The 18879-nt window shown below is 69.7% G+C and carries 16 protein-coding genes and 3 pseudogenes; 7 read left to right on the top strand and 12 right to left on the bottom strand.

All coding sequences use genetic code 11. The features are described from left to right. Nucleotides 1-96 precede the first annotated feature (96 nt). Entirely contained in the window at nt 97-702 is a 606-nt protein-coding gene (locus OJJOAM_RS06780; protein ID WP_422649287.1) for a cysteine hydrolase family protein, read from the bottom strand. Nucleotides 703-798: 96 nt separating this feature from the next. Between OJJOAM_RS06780 and OJJOAM_RS06785 the strand changes: the two genes are divergently transcribed. Further along, nucleotides 799-1872 carry a LysR family transcriptional regulator gene (locus OJJOAM_RS06785; protein WP_422649288.1) on the top strand — a complete coding sequence of 358 codons (1074 nt, stop codon included), beginning with the start codon at nt 799-801 and terminating at the stop codon, nt 1870-1872. On the opposite strand, the gene OJJOAM_RS06790 is transcribed toward OJJOAM_RS06785, so the two are convergent. Beyond that, the gene (locus OJJOAM_RS06790) at nt 1806-3299 is read right to left on the bottom strand and encodes a YncE family protein (RefSeq protein ID WP_422649524.1); all 1494 of its coding nucleotides are present in this window, start codon (nt 3297-3299) and stop codon (nt 1806-1808) included. The two genes, OJJOAM_RS06785 and OJJOAM_RS06790, sit on opposite strands and share 67 nt — an antisense overlap. A 312-nt stretch (nt 3300-3611) precedes the next feature. After that, a pseudogene (locus OJJOAM_RS06795) lies at nt 3612-3746 on the bottom strand (DUF305 domain-containing protein); the annotation flags it as partial. Between the two features lie 421 nt (nt 3747-4167). Between OJJOAM_RS06795 and OJJOAM_RS06800 the strand changes: the two are divergent. Both OJJOAM_RS06800 and OJJOAM_RS06805 read left to right on the top strand, forming a co-directional pair. After that, nucleotides 4168-4701, top strand: coding sequence for an RNA polymerase sigma factor (locus tag OJJOAM_RS06800; protein WP_422649289.1), 534 nt, complete (start codon nt 4168-4170; stop codon nt 4699-4701). Further along, nucleotides 4698-5516 carry an anti-sigma factor family protein gene (locus tag OJJOAM_RS06805; protein WP_422649290.1) on the top strand — a complete coding sequence of 273 codons (819 nt, stop codon included), beginning with the start codon at nt 4698-4700 and terminating at the stop codon, nt 5514-5516. The genes OJJOAM_RS06800 and OJJOAM_RS06805 overlap by 4 nt, the downstream gene beginning before the upstream one ends. A 55-nt stretch (nt 5517-5571) precedes the next feature. Here OJJOAM_RS06805 and OJJOAM_RS06810 read toward each other — a convergent pair whose 3' ends face one another. From OJJOAM_RS06810 to kdpB, 5 genes and pseudogenes are all read right to left on the bottom strand, one after another. Continuing rightward, entirely contained in the window at nt 5572-6267 is a 696-nt protein-coding gene (locus OJJOAM_RS06810; RefSeq protein ID WP_422649291.1) for a TorF family putative porin, read from the bottom strand. 307 nt (nt 6268-6574) lie between these two features. Further along, complete coding sequence (gene kdpE / locus OJJOAM_RS06815) at nt 6575-7270, bottom strand: two-component system response regulator KdpE (RefSeq protein WP_422649292.1); 696 nt, start codon at nt 7268-7270, stop codon at nt 6575-6577. A 117-nt stretch (nt 7271-7387) separates the two neighbouring features. Beyond that, a pseudogene (locus OJJOAM_RS06820) lies at nt 7388-10373 on the bottom strand (DUF4118 domain-containing protein). A 90-nt stretch (nt 10374-10463) separates the two neighbouring features. Then, nucleotides 10464-11033 carry a potassium-transporting ATPase subunit KdpC gene (gene kdpC / locus OJJOAM_RS06825; protein WP_422649525.1) on the bottom strand — a complete coding sequence of 190 codons (570 nt, stop codon included), beginning with the start codon at nt 11031-11033 and terminating at the stop codon, nt 10464-10466. A 186-nt stretch (nt 11034-11219) separates the two neighbouring features. Then, nucleotides 11220-13190, bottom strand: coding sequence for a potassium-transporting ATPase subunit KdpB (gene kdpB, locus OJJOAM_RS06830; protein WP_422649293.1), 1971 nt, complete (start codon nt 13188-13190; stop codon nt 11220-11222). Between kdpB and OJJOAM_RS06835 the strand changes: the two genes are divergently transcribed. Continuing rightward, nucleotides 13168-13524, top strand: a complete 357-nt coding sequence (locus OJJOAM_RS06835) for a hypothetical protein (RefSeq protein ID WP_422649294.1) — start codon at nt 13168-13170, stop codon at nt 13522-13524. The two genes, kdpB and OJJOAM_RS06835, sit on opposite strands and share 23 nt — an antisense overlap. Before the next feature lie 136 nt (nt 13525-13660). On the opposite strand, the gene kdpA is transcribed toward OJJOAM_RS06835, so the two are convergent. Genes kdpA through OJJOAM_RS06850 form a run of 3 tightly spaced genes read right to left on the bottom strand, consistent with a single transcriptional unit; the run spans nt 13661 to nt 15725 of the window. Continuing rightward, nucleotides 13661-15469 carry a potassium-transporting ATPase subunit KdpA gene (gene kdpA, locus OJJOAM_RS06840; RefSeq protein ID WP_422649295.1) on the bottom strand — a complete coding sequence of 603 codons (1809 nt, stop codon included), beginning with the start codon at nt 15467-15469 and terminating at the stop codon, nt 13661-13663. Beyond that, entirely contained in the window at nt 15469-15558 is a 90-nt protein-coding gene (gene kdpF, locus OJJOAM_RS06845; protein WP_174108585.1) for a K(+)-transporting ATPase subunit F, read from the bottom strand. The genes kdpA and kdpF overlap by 1 nt, the downstream gene beginning before the upstream one ends. Continuing rightward, nucleotides 15555-15725 (bottom strand): hypothetical protein, encoded by a 171-nt coding sequence (locus OJJOAM_RS06850; RefSeq protein WP_422649296.1) that lies wholly within the window; start codon nt 15723-15725, stop codon nt 15555-15557. The genes kdpF and OJJOAM_RS06850 overlap by 4 nt, the downstream gene beginning before the upstream one ends. A 304-nt stretch (nt 15726-16029) precedes the next feature. Here OJJOAM_RS06850 and OJJOAM_RS06855 point away from each other — a divergent pair, with 304 nt between their 5' ends. The 3 genes from OJJOAM_RS06855 to OJJOAM_RS06865 all read left to right on the top strand — a co-directional run bounded on the left by OJJOAM_RS06855 (nt 16030) and on the right by OJJOAM_RS06865 (nt 17017). Then, on the top strand, nt 16030-16233 hold the full coding sequence (locus OJJOAM_RS06855) for a cold-shock protein (protein ID WP_422649297.1): 204 nt from the start codon (nt 16030-16032) through the stop codon (nt 16231-16233). 104 nt (nt 16234-16337) lie between these two features. After that, nucleotides 16338-16622: a hypothetical protein gene (locus OJJOAM_RS06860; RefSeq protein WP_149320131.1), complete on the top strand. Its 285-nt coding sequence runs from the start codon at nt 16338-16340 to the stop codon at nt 16620-16622. 20 nt (nt 16623-16642) lie between these two features. After that, on the top strand, nt 16643-17017 hold the full coding sequence (locus OJJOAM_RS06865; RefSeq protein WP_422649298.1) for a hypothetical protein: 375 nt from the start codon (nt 16643-16645) through the stop codon (nt 17015-17017). A gap of 131 nt (nt 17018-17148) precedes the next feature. On the opposite strand, the pseudogene OJJOAM_RS06870 reads toward OJJOAM_RS06865, so the two are convergent. Further along, nucleotides 17149-18733 (bottom strand): annotated as a pseudogene (locus OJJOAM_RS06870) (TerC family protein). Nucleotides 18734-18879 lie beyond the last annotated feature (146 nt).

Below are 18879 nucleotides of genomic sequence, written 5' to 3' on the forward strand. Positions count from 1 at the left end.
CCAGCCCACACATCCTTCCCGCGAAGGCGGGCGGGAATCCCAACGTCTTCCAAAGTCGCTGGATCCCCGCGTCCGCGGAGACGGCTGCGTCCTCGCTTACGCCCCCAGCGCCCCCGCATCCGGCACCACCAGCGCCACCAGGTCGTTCAGTTCCGTCAGCGCGGTGCGATGCACCACCGCGGCGGGTACCACCTCGCCGTTGACCGGATCGGGCAGATCGCGCGTCGCGCAGGCGGCCGCGACTACCGTGGTGGTGAAGCCCAAGTCGAGCGCGGCGCGCGCCGTCGCGCTGACGCACATATGGGTCATGAAGCCCGCCACCACCAGCTGCTTGCGGCCGGTCCTGGCCAATTCGTCGGCGAGGCCCGTGCCGGCGAACGCGTTCGGCAGGGACTTGGTGACCACGGCCTCGCCCTGCGCCGGCGCCAGCTCGGCGATCAGCTCGACATAGGGCCGCTGCGGATCGAAGATCGCGCCGCCGGGCTTGCCGTGATGCTGGATGTGCACCACCGGTGCACCGGCCTTGCGCGCGGCGGCCAGCAGGCGCCGGCACTCGGCCACGGCCTCGGCCATGCCGGACAGCGGCAGGCTGCCGTCGACATATTCGCGCTGATGGTCGATCAGCACCAGGCTGGCTTGCTGCCAGTCGGCCGGCTGGCGGGTCGCGCCGGCGAAATCCATCAGGGTCTTGGCTTGCGGCATGGGGTCTCTTCCTCGTCGAATGCACGACACTCGTGCGATGCCGCCATGATAGGGTTCGGCTTGCCGATCCACCATGCCAAATTCCGACGAGGCACTGTGCAAAAAAGAACAGCCGCGACCACCCATTGGGACGATCTGCTGACGCTGGCCGTGCTGGCCCGTTCGGGCAGCTACGCCGCCTGCGCGCGCGAGCTCGGGCTGACGCACGCCACCGTGATTCGCCGGCTGCGGCGGCTGGAGACCGCGCTGGGCGCGCCGGTGGCCGAATCGATGCAGGGCCGGATCGAGCTGTCGCCGGCCGGGCGCATTGCGCTGGCCGCCGCCGAGCAGATGGAACGGCACGCGGCGCGGATCGGCCGCGAGCTCGAAGCGCGCCGCGCCAGCCCGGGCAGCGTGTCGGGCACGGTCAAGCTGACCGCCACCGAGGGCGTGGCCACGCTGTTCATCGCCGAGCGGCTGCCGGCGCTGCGCGAGCGCCATCCCGGGCTGACGGTGGAGCTGATCGTCGAGGCGCGCCGCGCCAGCCTCGCACGCCGCGAGGCGCATCTGGCGGTCCGGCTCAATCGCCCGGTCGAGGAGCAGGTGGTGGCGCGCCGCGTCGGCACCATCCACTACGGCGTCTACGGCAACGCGGCCATGCGCCGCCGCTACGCCGACGAGGGCCTGGCCGCGCTGCCGTTCTGCCAGCTCGCGCTGTCGCTCGCGCCGGGCGTGGCGCTGCCTGAGATTCGCTGGGTCGACCGGCAGATCGCGCGCGACGCCATCGTGCTGTCGAGCAACAGCGTCGACACGCTGCTGATGGCCGCCGCGGCCGGCACCGGGGCCGCGCTGCTGCCGCACTTCGCCGCGCGGACGCAGCCGTCGCTGCATCTGCTGCAGGACTGCCCGGATGTGCGGCGCGAGGTCTGGCTGGCCTATCCGTCCGAATACCGGCGCCAGCCGCGCTTCGCGCCGTGGCCGAGTGGCTGGCCGAGTGCTTCGCGGAGATGCCATAGGGGGCCATTGGGGGGGTCATGGGTGCCATGGAGGGCCATGGGGGCCATGGGGGCCATGGGCGTCATGGCAGCCATAGGAAGCCATAGGCAGCCCCGGCACGCCAGCCGCTACGGCGTCTGCCGCTGCACCGGCGCGCCGATGCCGGCGTCCGTCACAGGCGCGATCACCAGATAGCGCCGCGCCTCCTGGCGCTCGCCGCCGCCGGCGACGATCTGCCGAATCGGTCCGACCGTATTGACGATCGCCGATCCCGCCGGATTCGCCATGAAGCGCGCCAGCGGCTCGATGCGGCCGCCGCCATCGGCGCGCTCGGCCAGGCCCAGCACATAGGCCTGCTTCGGCTGCAGGCCGGTGACCGAGGCCTGCAGCACCTGCACCAGCCCCTGATCGAACAGCGCGACGCTGGTTGGTGCCTGTCGGTCCGGCGGCTGTTGCGCGTGCGGCTGTCCGCCGGCAGCGACCGGCACCAGCGACAGCTGCGTGGCCCTGGCGATCGTGCCGGCAGGCTGCAGGTTCTGCCGCCCATCGCCCTGCCTGACCGCCTCCGGCACATAGACCACCGCCTGCGGCGCCTGCCCGATGGGGATCGTCGCGACCACGCGCTGGCTCAGCGTGTCGATCGCCGCCAACGCATCCTCGTTCTCGAGCCCGACATAGATGCGGCTGCCGTCGCCCGACGGCCACAGGCCGTGCGGCAGCTTGCCGACCGGAATGGTGGCGACCGGCGCGAAGTCGTCGGTGCGGAACACCTTGACCTCGTTGGTCCCGCCCACCGTCACGTAGGCGAACTGGCCGTTGCGGTTGCGGACGAAATTGACGTGGTTGGTGATCGGCCCGGTATCGATGGTGCGGATCGGCGCGAACGGCGGACGCGCGTCGAAGACCTGTACCTTGCCGATGTCCTTCAGTGTGAACCAGACCTGCTTGCCGTCGGGCGTCGCCGCGATGTTCGGGCAGAAGGCGCTGGCCTGCTCGATGGTGGCGATCACCTTGTGCTCGGCCACCGAGACCACGCTGGTGCGCGGCTGGAACGACGAGCAGACATAGCCGTACTTGCCGTCCGGCGAGAAGATCTGCATGCCGGGACCCGCAGGCACCGTGATGCGCGTCTTCTCGCGATAGGTCGCCGCGTCGATCACGGCGACATAGTCCTCGCCGCGCACGGTGACCCAGACCTCCTTGCCGTCCGGCGTGTAGAACGCCTCGTGCGGCGAGCGGCCGAGATACGTCACGTGCCTGACCGCATTGGTCTGCGTGTCGATGAAGGACACCGAGTTCGAGCCGATCGACACCACCGCCAGCGTGCGGCCGTCCGGCGAGAAGCCGAGCCCGTGCACCAGCAGCTGGCCCTTGTACAAGGGACTGAAGTTCGCCGGCGTCGGCTCGCCCAGCCGGATCATGCCGAGCACCTCGTTGGAGGCGGGGTCGGTGACGGACACCGTGTTGGAGAACTGCTCGGCGGCATAGATGCGGTCGCGATGGCTGATCGGCCGGTCGGGCTCTGCGGCGGCGCGGGGCGGCTGCCCGGCCTGCGTGGCGGCCGGCAGGGCCAGCGCCAGCGCCGCGATGGCGGCGACGGCGGCGGTCGGGGTGGGCTTCATCGTGGCTCCTTGTGCGAATGGTGGACGGTGCGGTGGCGGTGGCGTTCGCCGCCGCCGGCGGCCGCGGCGGGATCGGAGGACATATCGGCCGGCGTTGTTGCCGGCGTTGTGGCCGACGTTGTGGCCGACGTTGTGACCGACCTGGTGGCCGACGTAGTGGGGGGACGTCGTGGCCGACGTAGTGGCCGACGTATCGGCCGACGTATCGGCGGATGTATCGGCACCAGGCGGCGCCAGCCCGATCGCCAGATACATCGCCGCGATCTCCTGCTGCTGCGTGGCGATGATTTCCTGAGCCAGCCGGCGCAGCTGCGGATTGCGCCCGTGCCGCAGCTGCGCCATCGCCATCTCGATCGCGCCGCGGTGGTGCGGCACCATCATGTGGACGAAGTCGCGGTCGACGTCGCCGCTCGGCGTGATCGCCATCTCGTTCATCATCCGCTCCATCGCCCGGTCGTTCTCGGCGAGGAAGGCGGCGTGGTTGGCGGCATCGGGGGGAAGCCGCACCCGTGGCCGCCGAGGGCTCGGCCGCGGCTGCCGGCGCGACGCATATCGCCAGCGCCCCGACGAGGGTCACGGACATGGCCACGGATATGACCAACAACATGGCCAACGGCATGGCGGACGCCACCCGCGCGGCGCCGCGATCGCGGCCGCGCCATCGAAAACAGACTGGCATGCTGCACTCCTCGAGGTCCGTACCCACAGGTAAACAGCGCTCCCGCCCCGCTTATTCCGCCGAGCGGCGAAAAAAATCCGGACGGTGGCCGGCATGGGCCGGAATAAAATCGCCCCGATGGTGTTCACGCTGCAAGGGCACAGTGCAGGAGAAACCCGGCGCGGCCCGCCGACCGACAAAGGAACAGCGATGGGGGTTCGTGAAGAACTGATCGACCACGTGCCGCGGCTGCGCCGCTATGCGCGCGCGCTGGTCCACAACCGCGAGCTGGCCGACGACCTGGTGCAGGACACGCTCGAGCGCGCGCTGCGCCATGCGCGGCAATACCACGACGGCACCGATCTGCGGGCCTGGCTATTCACGATCATGCATAACGCCTTCGTCAACCAGATGCGCGGCGCCGGCATGCGCGCGACGCATGTACCGATGGACGACGACACGCTGTCCGACGGCCTGTCCGGCGCGGACTGGCACAGCACGGCGGCCAATCCGGCCGGCTCGCTGGAAGTGCGCGACCTCGATTACGCGCTGCAGCGGCTGCCGGCCGAACAGCGCGAGGTGGTGCTGCTGGTCGGCCTCGAATCGATGAGCTATGCCGAGGTCGCGCTGGCGCTCGGCATCCCGGTCGGCACCGTGATGTCCCGGCTGTCGCGCGGACGCGAGCGGCTGCGCAGCCTGATGGCCGGTGTCAAACCCGAAGCCCGACTGAGGGTGGTGCGATGAGCAACGAAGCATTCGCGATCAGCGAGGAAGAGATCCACGCCTACGTCGACGGCATGCTGCCCGACGCACGGCGCGCCGAAATCGAGCAGCGGCTCGAGCACGACCCCCAGCTTGCCCAGCGGATCAGCCAGTACTACGCGCTGAACCACATGCTGCACGCGCGCTACGACCGCGTGCTGAACGAACCGCTGCCGTCGCGGCTGCGCGACCCCGGCCGGCGTGGCGCATGGCTGCGACGGCTGGACTGGAAGCTGCTGGGCGGCATGGCCGCGGCGCTTGTGGTCGGCATCGGCATCGGCGCCAATGCCGATGCGTGGCGCCGCGCGGTGCCGTCGCTCGGCGGCGAGCTGGCCCGGCGCGCGCCGACGGGCCTGGATACCGGCGAATCGTTCGCGCGCCAATCGGCGATCGCCCACGTGATCTATGCCCCCGAGGTACGCCGGCCGGTGGAGGTCGGCGCCGACCGCGAGCAGGAGCTGGTCAAATGGGTATCGAACCGGCTGGGGGCCGATGTCCGCCCGCCGATCCTGACACGCACCGGCTTCTCGCTGATGGGCGGACGCCTGCTGCCGAGCAACCACGGCCCGGTCGCGCAGTTCATGTATCACGACGCCAACGGCGAGCGCATCACGCTGTGCATCTCGCACCGCGACCTGGCCGCCGACGTGACCGCGTTCCGGCTGTATCAGGACGGTCCGGTCAATGTCTTCTACTGGATCGACGGCAAGTTCGGCTATGCGGTATCGGGCGGCATCGACCGCCAGCGCCTGCTCGAACTGGCGCACGACGTGCACGCGCAGGTCGCCGCGCAGTAGCGGTGGCCGATGGCTGGCGGCCGGCCATCCGGGGGGGAACGATAGCCGCGCCGGCTCAGAACGTCTTCGTCAGCGAGGCCCAGGCCGTGCCGCGGCCCATATAGCGTCCCCTGGCGTTGGTGTAGAGGGTGCGGTCCGCGTTGGTGTCGACATAGGCCACGGCCAGCGCGAAGCCGTTGCCCAGGTCCTTGGTCAGGCCGAGCTTCCAGTCGGCATACGAGGCGTCGGCCGCCTGCACCTTCTGGTAGCCGACATGCGTGTTCAGCGTCAGGCCCCAGACCTCCAGCGGCACGTTGGCCGACAGGTCCGCATACCAGCTGTGCCGGCTGTCCGCGAGGCCGAACAGGTTGGTCGGCGCATACGAGACCTTGAGCGACACCGGACCGTAGCCGATGCCGGCATAGGCTTCGGTGGTATGGGGACGGGTGAAGCCACCCGGGTAATCGCCAGGGTAGTAGTACTGCAGCACGCCGATGTCGTAGCTCCATTTTTCCTCGGTGCCGAAGGTGTTCCTGAAGCCCGCGTAGAAGTCCATCTCGATCGGCGCCGACACCTCGTCGTTGCTGTCGCCCAGCCAGCTGATGCTCGAGTTCCAGTTGCCCAGATAGAAGCCGCTGGCATGGCTGTAGTCGAAGCCGCCCTGGATCGCTGGCCGGCGATCGGTCTGCGTGATGCCGCGATAGCGGTAGTCGGTGGCCAGCGACAGATTGGCCGTCAACGTGTGCTGGGCGGTCTGCGCGGCCGCCGGCATCGCGGACAGCAGCGTGAAGGAGAGCAGAGAAGCGGCGGGCAGGGGAAGCGGCGAGCAGCGCCGCTGCGGTATGGCGCGGTAGCGTGATTCGAGTCATGAGGATCGTGGCGAAGTGGAAGGAATCGTCCCGTTGGGGACCTTCGCCACGATAGGGATCGGCGCGTAAAAACGGTGTCAAGAGTGCGAGGCGCGGCGTGCGAACGGCGTAAAGGCGCGTGCGGGCCGCCTATGTCCCAGGTCGCTCATGCCGTAGGTCGTTCCTGCCCCGCGTCGCTCATGCGCCAGGTCCCTCATGCCCCCGGGGCGCTCACCCCGCGAAGCGATAGCCGATGCCGGTCTCGGTCAGCAGGTGCACGGGCTGCGCGGGATCGCGCTCCAGCTTGTGCCGCAGGTGGCCCATGTAGACGCGCAGATACTGGCTGCTCTCCGACTGCGACGGCCCCCATACCTCGCGCAGCAGTTCGCGATGCGTCATCACCTTGCCGCGGTGGGCGATCAGCACCGACAGCAGGCGATACTCGATCGGTGTCAGGTGCACCGGCTGTCCCGCGCGCGTGATCACGCGATTGGCGAGGTCCACCTGCACGTCGCCGAAGGCGATCAGGTGGCTGCCCTGCGGATTGGCCCTGGCGTGCCGGCGCAGCAGCACGCGCACGCGCGCCACCATCTCGCCGACCCCGAACGGCTTGGTCAGATAGTCGTCGGCGCCGCCGTCGAGCGCGACGATCTTGTCGGCTTCGTCGCTGCGCGCGGACAGCACCAGGATCGGCACCTGGGTCCAGCTGCGCATCTCGCGGATCAGCTGGACGCCATCGCCGTCGGGCAGGCCGAGATCGAGGATCACCAGATCGGGCTGCCGCGTGCCGGCGTCGATCAGCCCCCGCTTCAGCGTCTCGGCCTCATGCACGGTGCAGCCCTCGGCCTCGAGCGTCGCGCGTACGAAGCGGCGGATATGCGGCTCGTCTTCGACCAGCAGCACCGTGGGAGAGAATTCGAAGGGCATGGCGGTAGTGGATTCCTTGGGATCGACGTGGTGCGGACGTAGCGAGGACGTGGTGCGGACGTGGGCCGAATGTGTTGCGGATGGCGGTGCGCGGACTCGAACGAACAGTCCGCCGGTTCAAGCGGGTGGCATGTCGGACTCGGCCTCCACCGCCGGCGGGTTGCCGCGCGGCAACGCGACCACGAAGCGGGCGCCGGGCCCGTGCACGGCCCGGCGCGCCGCGGACCGCGCCGGTTCGACCCAGATCCTTCCCCCCCATGGGCCTGCACGATCGCCTCGCAGACGGCGAGCCCGAGGCCGACGCCGGCCGTGGCCGACTCGCGCTGCCCGCGCGTGAACTTCGCGAAGATCTGCCGCTCGCTGCCGGCCGGCACGCCGGGGCCCTCGTCCTCCACGGCGATGCGGATCTCGCCCTCGCCTCCCACGCCGCCCTTGCCGTCTTCGCTGTCCTCACCGTCCTCGCGGCCCTCGCGGCCCTCGCTGACCTTGCCGTCCTCGCCAGCCCCGACGGCCTCCGCGGACACGCGAATCGTCGTTCCCGCCGGCGTGTACTTGCCCGCATTCTCCAGCAGATTGCACAGCACGCGCTCGATCAGCACGGCGTCGCACTCGACGAGTGGCACCCGCGACAGGTCCGCCACCTCGACGCGGTGCCGCGACAGCGCCTCGCGCATTGCGGCCAGGCTCGAGCCGACCAGCTCCTCGACCGACTGCCACGCCCGGTGCATCGGCACATCGCGGCTTTGCAGCCGCGCCATGTCGAGCAGGTTGACCACCATCGTGCGCATCCGCCGCGCCTGCTCGAGCATCGCGTCGACGGTATCGGCCACCGAAGGCGCCAGCGGCGGCTCGGCACGCCGCAGCGTCTCGGCCATGCCGATCAGGCCGGTCAGCGGCGTGCGCAGATCGTGCGATACGGCCGCCAGCAGCGAACTGCGCAGCCGCTCCGACTCCATCGACAGCAGCGCCTGCTGCGCGACCTCCACATAGTGCAGCCGCTCGATGGCGATCGCGATCAGCGTGCAGAAGGCGTCGACCTGCCGCCGCAGTGCGGGCTGCGCGAACGCGCGCCACGCGGCCGGCTCCACCGCCAGCACGCCGCGAGTCCGCATCGGCGCCTTCAGCGGCAGATAGAGCACGGTGCTGCCGGGCAGCGTATGCGTGCCCGTGCCGGCGGGCTGGCCGTGGTCGAACACCCATTGCGCCAGCACGCGGTCGATCGAATCGGTGCGCGCGGCGGTGTCCTGCTGTTCCGCGTCCGTCACCGGCGGCAGCAGCTTGCCGTCGGGCGAGGTCAGGAAGAACGCCGAATTGGCGTCGAACGCCGCGCGCAGGGAAGCGACTGCCGATCGGCACGATCTGCTCCAGCGTCAGCGCCGACGACAGTTCGCGCGCAAGTTCGTACAGCGTGCGCGCATCGGTCTCGCGCCGCACCGCGACCTGCGCCTGCTCGCGCAGCCCCGCGGTCAGCTGGCCGATCACCAGGCCCACCGACAGCAGCACCACGAAGGTCAGCAGGTACTGCACGTCCGTGACGGCGAACGACAGCCGAGGCGGCACGAAGAAGAAATCGAAGGCTGCCACCGACAGCACCGAGGCCAATGCCGCCGGCCCGCGGCCGTGCCGCAGCGCGACGCCCATCACGGCGGCGAGAAACAGCATCGCGATATTGACCACGTCGAACCATGGCGTGGCCAGCGCCGACAGCGCCGAGGCGCCGGCGCACCAGGCCACGGCCCACAGGTAGTCCCCTCGCCCCGCGCCTTCGGTGCCGGTGTCGGCCTGCCGCTCGTCGGCGTCGTGGCGCGGCCGCCGATCGGCGTGTGCGGGGTTGCGGGCGGGGCTGCGAGCGGGGTTGCGAATGGTATCGGCGGCGACACGGATGATGTCGATCTCGGGACAGCCCCTCGCCAGCGCGTCGGCAAAGCTGCGCCGTCCGATCCACGCCGCCGGCGCGCCGACCAGCGGCGACAGGCCCAGCGCGAGCAGCGAACGCGCGCGTTCGGCCAGCGACGCACCGCCGCGCCGCCAATCGCCCGGCGCGCGCCCGATCACCACCTTGGTCAGGTTGTGGCGCCGCGCATAGCCGGCCACCGCCTGCACCATGTCCGCGCCGGCCAGCGTCTCGGTGCGCGCGCCCAGCTGCTCGGCCATCCGCATCGCGTCCTCGAGGCGGGCCCTGGCACGCTCCGGAAGGTGGCGCCAGCCGCGGCGTGGCGACCGTGACCACATGCCAGTCGCAATCGAGCTGGTCGGCCAGGCGGCGCGCGCTCCTGACTACCTGCTCGGCATCGTCGCCGCTGCCGATGCAGGCGAGCACCGCCTCGCGCGTGCGCCATACCGGCTGCACCGGTTCCGACTGCCGCCACGCGCGCACGTCGTGGTCGACCCGTTCGGCGGTGCGGCGCAGCGCCAACTCGCGCAGCGCGATCAGATTGCCCTTGCGGAAGAAATGGCGCGCGGCATGGCGCGCCTGCTCGGGCAGGTAGACCCTGCCCTCCTTCAGCCGGCGCAGCAGCTCGTCGGCCGGCAGGTCCACCAGCACGACCTCGTCGGCGCCGTCGAACACCGCGTCGGGCACCGTTTCCCAGACGCGGATGCCGGTGATGCCGCCCACCGCCTCGTTCAGGCTGTCCAGGTGCTGGACGTTGACGGTGGTCCAGACATCGATGCCGGCCGCGCGCAGTTCCTGGATGTCCTGCCAGCGCTTCGGGTGGCGGCTGCCCGGCGCATTCGAATGCGCGAGCTCGTCCACCAGGATCAGCGCGGGTTGGCGCGCCAGCGCGCCGTCGAGATCGAATTCGTGCAGCACGCGGCCGCGGTAGGGCACCTCGCGCATCGGCAGCCGTTCCAGGCCGGCCAGCAGCGCCTCGGTCTCGGCGCGGCCGTGGGTCTCGACCACGCCGATCGCCACATCGGTGCCCTCCGCCATCGCCGCCCTTGCCGCGGTCAGCATCGCGAAGGTCTTGCCCACGCCGGCCGACGCGCCGAAATACACGCGCAGCTTGCCGCGCGCGGCCCGCTCGCCCTCCTGCTGGACCATCCGCAGCAGGGCATCGGGATCGGCGCGCGCACCGGCATCGCGCAATTCGGCTTCGGTCATCGGCAATGCAACCGTGCTGGACAATGGCGGAACAAGGGCAGAACAACGGAAGGGCAAGGGGAAGGCCATTCTGCCACGGCCCGCGCGGCACTACTTCGGGCCAAGCGCGTCGAGCGCCAGGTTCAGCCGCAGCACGTTGACGCCGGCATCGCCCAGCACCGCCAGAGCGGGCCGGTCGGTGTTGGCGGCGATCAGCTGGCGTACGCGCTCCAGCGGCAGGCCGCGGGCGCGGGCGACCCGTGCCGCCTGATACTCGGCCGCGGCCGGGCTGATATGCGGATCGAGGCCGCTGCCCGAGGCGGTGACGAGGTCCACCGGCACCGGCGCCGTGTTGCCCGGGTCGGCCGTGCGCAGCGCCTCGATGCGCGCGCGTGCCGCGTCGGCCAGCGCCGGGTTGCTCGGGCCGAGGTTCGAGCCGCCCGAGGCGGCCGCGTTGTACGGCATCGGCGCCGTGGCGGACAGCCGGCCCCAGAAATAGCGCGGCTCGGAGAACGGCTGCCCGATCAGCGCCGAGCCGATCGTCCTGCCGTCCTTGACGATCAGCGAGCCGGCCGCATGATGGGGAAACAGGCCCTGCGCGAGCCCGGTGACGACGGCCGGATACAGCAGCCCGGTCAGCACCGACAGCGCGGCGAAGACGGTCAGCAGCGGGCGCAGCAGGCCCGCCTGCGCTGGGGGGACGGGGGGCGGCGTGCAGAGATGCGTTGGTGTTCATGGCGTCGATGTCCTTGTGTTCCGGTGATGCCTTGGTCCGGTGGTCCGGTGGTCCGGTGGTCCAGTGGTCCGATAGTCCGGTGGTCCGGAGAGTCGGCGACTCGCTGACTCGATGGCTAGGCGGCCCGGCGTTCAGGCCCACCCCAGCACGGTCAGCAGCATGTCGATCAGCTTGATGCCCACGAACGGCACCAGGATGCCGCCGAGCCCATAGACCAGCAGGTTCCGGCGCAGCAGCGCCGCGGCGCCCAGCGGCCGGTAGGCGACGCCCTTCAGCGCCAGCGGAATCAGCACGACGATGATCAGCGCGTTGAAGATCACCGCGGACAGGATCGCCGATGCCGGCGTGGACAGCCCCATCACGTTCAGCAATGCCAGCTGCGGATAGGTCGTGGCGAAGGCAGCCGGAATGATCGCGAAGTACTTGGCGATGTCGTTGGCCACGCTGAAGGTGGTCAGCGAGCCGCGCGTCATCAGCATCTGCTTGCCGATCTCGACGATCTCGATCAGCTTGGTCGGATTGCTGTCGAGGTCGACCATGTTGCCGGCCTCCTTGGCCGCCTGCGTGCCGGTGTTCATCGCCACCGCCACGTCGGCCTGGGCCAGCGCCGGTGCGTCGTTGGTGCCGTCGCCGGTCATCGCCACCAGCCGCCCTTCGGCCTGGTACTGGCGGATCAGCTTGAGCTTGGCCTCGGGCGTGGCCTCGGCGAGGTAGTCGTCGACACCCGCCTCGGCGGCGATCGACGCCGCGGTCAGGCGGTTGTCGCCGGTGATCATCACGGTCCGGATGCCCATCCGGCGCAGCTCGCCGAAGCGCTCGCGGATGCCGGTCTTGACGATGTCCTTCAGCTCGATCACGCCGAGCACGCGAATGTCGCGGCCCTGCTCGCCGCCTTGTTCGCCGCCTTGTTCGCCGCCTTGTTCGCCGCCTCGTTCGCCGCCTTGCTGGATGCGCTGCTCGTCGACCACCACCAGCGGCGTGCTGCCGGCGCGCGCGACCTCCTCGACCGCCTGCGCCACCGCATCGGGAAACTTGCCGGCGCGCTCGGCGACGTAGCGGCGCACCGCGTCGGCCGCGCCCTTGCGCACGTGCCGCACGTGCCGTCGCTCGCCGTCCTCGTGCAGGTCGACGCCGCTCATCCGCGTCTGCGCGGTGAAGGGCACGAACTCGGCGTGGCGCGGCGCCACCTCGGGGGTACGCGGGTCCGCCTGCCGGCGAGCCAGCGCGACGATGCTGCGCCCTTCCGGCGTGTCGTCGGCCAGCGAGGACAGCCACGCGGCTTCGGCCAGGCGCGACGGCGCCACGCCGGGCGCGGCGATGAAGCGTGACGCCTGGCGGTTGCCGTGCGTGATGGTGCCGGTCTTGTCGAGCAGCAGCACGTCGACGTCGCCGGCCGCCTCGACCGCGCGGCCCGAGGTGGCGATCACGTTGGCCGCCATCATGCGGCTCATGCCGGCCACGCCGATCGCCGACAGCAGCCCGCCGATGGTGGTCGGGATCAGGCAGACCAGCAGCGCCACCAGCACCGTGACGGTCACCGGCACGCCGGCCTTGGCGACCAGCACGCTGTAGACCGCGAACGGCTGCAGCGTCGCGGTGGCCAGCAGCAGCACGATGGTCAGCCCCACCAGCAGGATGGTCAGCGCCAGCTCGTTCGGTGTCTTCTGGCGCTTCGCGCCCTCGACCATCGCGATCATCCGGTCGATGAAGCTCTCGCCCGGGTTGGAGGTGATGCGCACCACGAGCCAGTCGGACAGCACGCGCGTGCCGCCGGTTACCGACGAGAAGTCGCCGCCCGATTCGCGGATCACCGGCGCCGATTCGCCGGTGATCGCGCTTTCGTCGACCGACGCCAACCCTTCGATGACCTCGCCATCGCCGGGAATCATGTCGCCGGCCTCGACCAGCACCACATCGCCGCGGCGCAGCGCCGTGGCCGCACGCGGCTCGGTGGCGCCGCCGCGCCGGCCGTCCTTCAGCACGCGCGCCGTCACCGTGGTGCGCAGCCCGCGCAGCGCCGCCGCCTGCTGCTTGCTGCGCCCTTCGGCCAGCGCTTCGGCAAAGTTGGCGAACAGCACCGTGAACCACAGCCAGACCGACACGGCCAGGGATGAAGCCGGCGCTCTCGCCGCCGGGGGAGGGTTCGGGCGCGAAGGCGGCGCGCAGGAACAGGATCGTGGTCAGGATACTGCCGGCATAGACCACGAACATCACCGGGTTGCGCAGTTGCTGGCGCGGCGACAGCTTGCGCCAGGCCGCCGCCAGCGCCGGCTTGAGCAGCTGCGGCGCGAACATGCCGCGCGACGGCGCGCGCTCGGAACGAGTGGGTTGGCGATCGGCCATGGGCGTGCCGGCCGACACTTCGCCCGGATTGCCGCCGATCTCGGCCGCATTGGCCGTGGAGTCTTGTTGCATGGGATCTCCGCAGTGCGCTAGAGAGAGGGGGACGGACGCCGGCGCGGTCGCAAAGCGCGCGGCGTCCGATGTCATCAAGGGGAACGCCTGGCTCATCGAGCCGGCTCATCGAACGGACTCATCGAACGAACTCATCGAACGAACTCAGCGAACGGACTCAGCGAACGTCGGCGCCCTGCAGCTGCTCGGCCACGGGACCGAGCGCGAGCGCCGGCACATAGGTCAGCGCACCGACCAGCAGCACGGTGCCCACCAGCAGCACCACGAACAGCGGCCCGTGCGTGGGCATGGTGCCGCCGCTTGCCGGCACGCGCTTCTTCGCGGCGAGGGCGCCGGCCATCGCGAGGACCGGGACGATCACCCAGAAGCGGCCGAACCACATCGCCGCGGCCAGCAGCGTGTTGTAGAAGGGCGTGTTGGCCGACAGGCCGGCGAACGCGCTGCCGTTGTTGTTCGCGGCCGACGACAGCGCGTAGAGGATCTCGGAGAAGCCGTGCGTGCCGGGATTGAGCGCGCCGGCGCGGCCGGCCTCCATCGACACCGCCACCGCCGTGCCCAGCAGCACCAGCAACGGCGTGACGAGGATCACCACGGCGGCCATCTTCATCTCGTAGGCCTCGATCTTCTTGCCGAGATACTCGGGCGTGCGGCCGATCATCAGGCCGGCGATGAACACGGCCAGCACCGCATACACCAGCATGCCGTACAGGCCCGAGCCGACGCCGCCGAACACGACCTCGCCGAGCTGCATCAGCAGCATCGGCACCAACCCGCCGATGGCCGTGAAGGAGTCGTGCATCGCATTGACCGCGCCGCACGACGCCGCGGTCGTGACCGTGGCGAACAGCGCCGATGCGGCCAGGCCGAAACGCGTTTCCTTGCCTTCCATATTGCCGCCGACCTGCCAGGCCGAGGCGAGGCTGTCCACCGGCAATCCCGCCAGCGCGGGGTTGGCCTGCTGCTCGGCCAGCGCCGCCACGCAGGCCATCGCGACGAAGATCGCGGCCATCGATGCCAGCACGGCGATGCCCTGGCGGCGGTCGCCGACCATCTCGCCGAAGGTGAAGCACAGCGCGGCGGGAATCAGGAAGATCGCCAGCATCTCGATCAGGTTGGCCAGCGCGGTCGGGTTCTCGAACGGATGCGCCGAATTGGCGTTGAAGAAGCCGCCGCCGTTGGTGCCCAGCATCTTGATCGCTTCCTGCGACGCGACCGGGCCCATCGGCAGCGTCTGCCGGTCGGTGCGGACCGGCTCGGCCACGGGCTTGCCGTCGGCGCCCAGTACCGGCTGCCCGGCGGCATCGGTCTTCGGCACCGTGTACTCGACCGCGGACACCATCGACACCGGCTTGTAGGCATCGAAGTTCTGGATCACGCCCTGGCTGACCAGAGCCAGCGCGATGACCGTCGCGATCGGCATCAGCACATAGAGCGTGGTGCGGGTCATGTCGACCCAGAAATTGCCGATGGTCGCCGCGCTCTGCCGCGCGAAGCCGCGGATCAGCGCGAACACCACCGCGATGCCGGTCGCCGCCGACACGAAGTTCTGCACGGTCAGGCCCAGCATCTGCGTCAGATAGGCCATCGTCGATTCGCCGGCATAGCCCTGCCAGTTGGTGTTCGCGACGAAGCTGATCGCCGTGTTGAACGCGGAATCGGGCGACACCGGGCCGAAGCCCTGGGGATTGAGCGGCAGCACGCCCTGCAGCCGCTGCAGGCCATAGACCGCCACCACGCCCAGCACGTTGAACGCGAGCACCGCGACGGCATACCGCTGCCAGCCCATCTCGGCATCGGCGCGTACGCCTGCGACGCGGTAGAGCAGGCGCTCGACGGGCCGCCCCCATGCCGTCCCTGCGTATTGGCCGTCCTCGACGGCGCGGCGCAGATAGCGGCCCAGCAACGGCGCCATCGCCAGCAGGATGGCGAGAAACAGGGCCAGCAGGCCCATGAACTGCGTGGTCATCAGAATTTCTCCGGGCGCAGCAGCGCGATCAGCAGATAGAGGAAGATGCCCGCGGCCATCGCCGCGGCCAGCAGATCGGTCCAGTTCATCGCTGCCCCTCGCCCGGGGTCATGCCGCGCCGCGGCGGCATGTCGTTGGCCGGGCCCTGCAGGCCCGCATGCGCCGGCACGCGCGGCGCCAGCACGGCGCACAGCCGCAGCAGCGCGGCACAGAGCGCGGCAAAACCGGAAAGTACGATCAGGAAGATCCCGTCCATGGCAAATACCGAGAGTGATATCGGCTTGCAGATTAGGGAGGGACGGCTAAAAACGGGGTAGAAAGGTGGAGGGGTGCCGTAAAGAAGGTATAAAGATGCGGCACGGGGCGTCCGTCAATGGATTTGCCGCATTGTTTTGACAGCCCGGCACATGACCTGTATAACGGGAACCGCAGGATCTTCAAGCAAGCACGTCGATTACCGAGTTGGCCGCCCCCGGCTCCGCCACTTCTTCTCCATGTTTCTTCTTGATCGTCATGCCCCTCGGGACATTCGTCCGATGGGAACAATCCAGGAGATACACATGGATACTGGTACCGTAAAGTGGTTTAACGATTCGAAGGGCTTCGGCTTCATTACGCCGGACGCCGGCGGCGACGATCTGTTCGCGCATTTCTCGGAAATTCAAGGCAGCGGCTTCAAGTCGCTGCAGGAAGGACAGAAGGTGCGCTACGTGCGCGGCGTCGGCCAGAAGGGCCCGGCCGCCACGAAGATCGAGCCGATCTGACGCATGCCACGAAAACCCCGCGCTTGCGGGGGTTTTTTATTGCCGGCCGCTTTTTCTGCTTGCCGCAGCAAGCCGGCGTCCACGCTGTTCAACAGGAGCGATGCATGGACTCCCTTCCGACCGCCAGCTACAAGGGCTACGAGCTCTACCCGCTGGTCTACCGGCGCACCCCGGTGCAGACATGGCCGCGTACCAAACCCGAACTTGCTTTTGACGTTTCGGTGATGATCTGCATCGAAGGCCAGCCCCCTGGCAACGAGCAATCGCGGCTGTACCGCCTGACCAGCGGCTCGTGCGAGAACGTCGGCACCGCCCGACGCGCCGCCGTCGACTACGGCCGCGCCATCATCGACGGCCTGGTCCCGACCGAAACGCTGCCTACGGCGTAAAGCGCCAAAGCGAGCCCGCCATGAGCGAAGCCGTCAGTTACCTCTGTACGTTGCCATGGGCCGGAACCAGCCTCGCCTACCATGTCAGCGTCAATTTCGCCGGTTCCGGCGAATGCGATTGCGTGCGGTTCACCAGTTTCGTCGGCGTGGGCCGGCGCTCGTTCACGATCCGCGCCGATGCGGATACGGAGCTCGGCACGCTGACGCGCGACGGCGAAGCGCTGTGCCGGCTGGCGATCGGCCAGGCGCTGCGCGACGCGCTGCACGACAAGACCCTCGCCGGCGATCATCTGCTCGATGCGTTGGCCGCCCCGTGGCAAGGCGAACTGCGCCCGGTCCGATCGCGCGACGCCAGCCGGCCGGCGCGTTCGCGATTGCAGTCGTTCGGCGTGTAAAGGCCGGGTATAAGGGCCCCGGTATAAGGGCCCCGGTATAAGGGCCCGGCCATAAGGGCCGGCGCGTACGGTTCCGCGAGGGGCCGCGTACAACCGGTTCCGCGTATCCCTGCCCGCATCGTCGATCCCGCTCAGCGCTCCCGCTGCTCGGCATCGGCGGCCGCCTGCACCGATTCGGCGCCCAGGCGCACCACTTCGATACGGTCGATGCGCCGTTCGGTCGCCTCCACCACCGTGAAGCGATAGCCGTCCAGATCGATCGCGCTGCCCGCGGGCGGCACGATGCCGAAGCGGTCCAGCAGCAGGCCGCCCAGCGACGCATAGCGCCCCTGCGATTGCGTCCACGGTTCGCCCAGCTCCAGCACATGGGCGACCGCATGCAGATCGGCACTGCCGTCGATCAGCCAGCGCCCCTCCCCCGCCGCCGCGATGGTTGGAAGTTCGTCCTCGTCGGGGAATTCTCCCGCGATCGCCTCCAGCACATCGACCGGCGTGACCACGCCCAGCACCGCGCCGTATTCGTCGGTCACCAGCACCAGCTGGCCGCGCGAGGCGCGCAGCGTCTCCATCAGCGGCAGGATGCGGATCGATTCGGGCACCACGATCGGCGGCCGCAGGCTGGCTTCGTCGATGCGGCCCTGTTCGGCCAGCGTGCCGATCAGGTCCTTGCCGCGCGCGACGCCCAAAATATCGTCCAGCTGCCCGCGGCAGACCGGAAAGAAGCTGTGCGGCGTGGCCAGGATCTGCCGGCGCAGCGTGTCGGCATCCTGCTCGATATCGATCCACGACAGCTCCGAGCGCGGCGTCATGATCGAGCGCACCGAGCGTTCGGCCAGCGACAGCACGCCGCTGACCATGGTGCGCTCCTCCGGCGCGAAGGCCGCGGGCGCGGCGGCGTCGCGCCTGACCGGCTCGCTGGCCTCGCCCTCGGCCGCCCGGCGCGCGCCCAGCAGGCGCAGCACCGCATCGGCGGTGCGCTGCCGCATCGGGCGGCGCGCCTCGTAGCGCAGCAGATTGCGGCGTGCCAGCTGGTTCAGCGCCTCGATGCCGACCGAGAAGCCGATCGCCGCGTACAGATAGCCCTTGGGGATATGGAAGCCGAAGCCGTCGGCGACCAGGCTCAGGCCGATCATCAGCAGGAAGCTCAGGCACAGCACGACCACGGTGGGGTGGGCGTTGACGAAGCGCGTCAGCGGCTTGGACGCAAACAGCATCACCGCGATGGCGAACACCACCGCGACCATCATCACGCTCAGATGATCGACCATGCCCACCGCGGTGATCACCGAGTCCAGCGAGAACACCGCGTCCAGGATGACGATCTGCGTGACCACGAGCCAGAAGCCGGCATAGGCGGGCTTCTCGCTCTCATGGTGGGGCTTGCCCTCGATGCGCTCGTGCAGCTCCAGCGTGGCCTTGACCAGCAGGAAGATGCCCCCCGCCCAGCAGGATCAGGTCCCGCCCCGAAAATTCCAGCGGGCCGAGCGCGAACAGGGGCCGCGTCAGCGTGACCAGCCACGACATCACCGACAGCAGACCCAGCCGCATGAACAGCGCCAGCGACAGGCCGATGATGCGCGCCTTGTCGCGCTGGTCGGGCGGCAGCTTGTCCGCCAGGATCGCGATGAACACCAGGTTGTCGATGCCCAGCACGATCTCGAGCACGATCAGCGTCGCCAGGCCTATCCATATCGTGGGGTCAGTCAGCCATTCCATGTGGGCATCGTCGCGTGGGGGAAGGAGCAAGGGGGGACGCTGCGCACGGAACGGGAATGGCCGCGGCAGCCGGATACGCCACAGTGTAGGGCCTGCGCCGGCTACCGCGTCAATAGGAGGGAGGATGACAAGACCGCGGCGTGCGC

The sequence above is a fragment of the Cupriavidus sp. H18C1 genome (assembly GCF_049311595.1).
Classification (GTDB): domain Bacteria; phylum Pseudomonadota; class Gammaproteobacteria; order Burkholderiales; family Burkholderiaceae; genus Cupriavidus; species Cupriavidus cauae.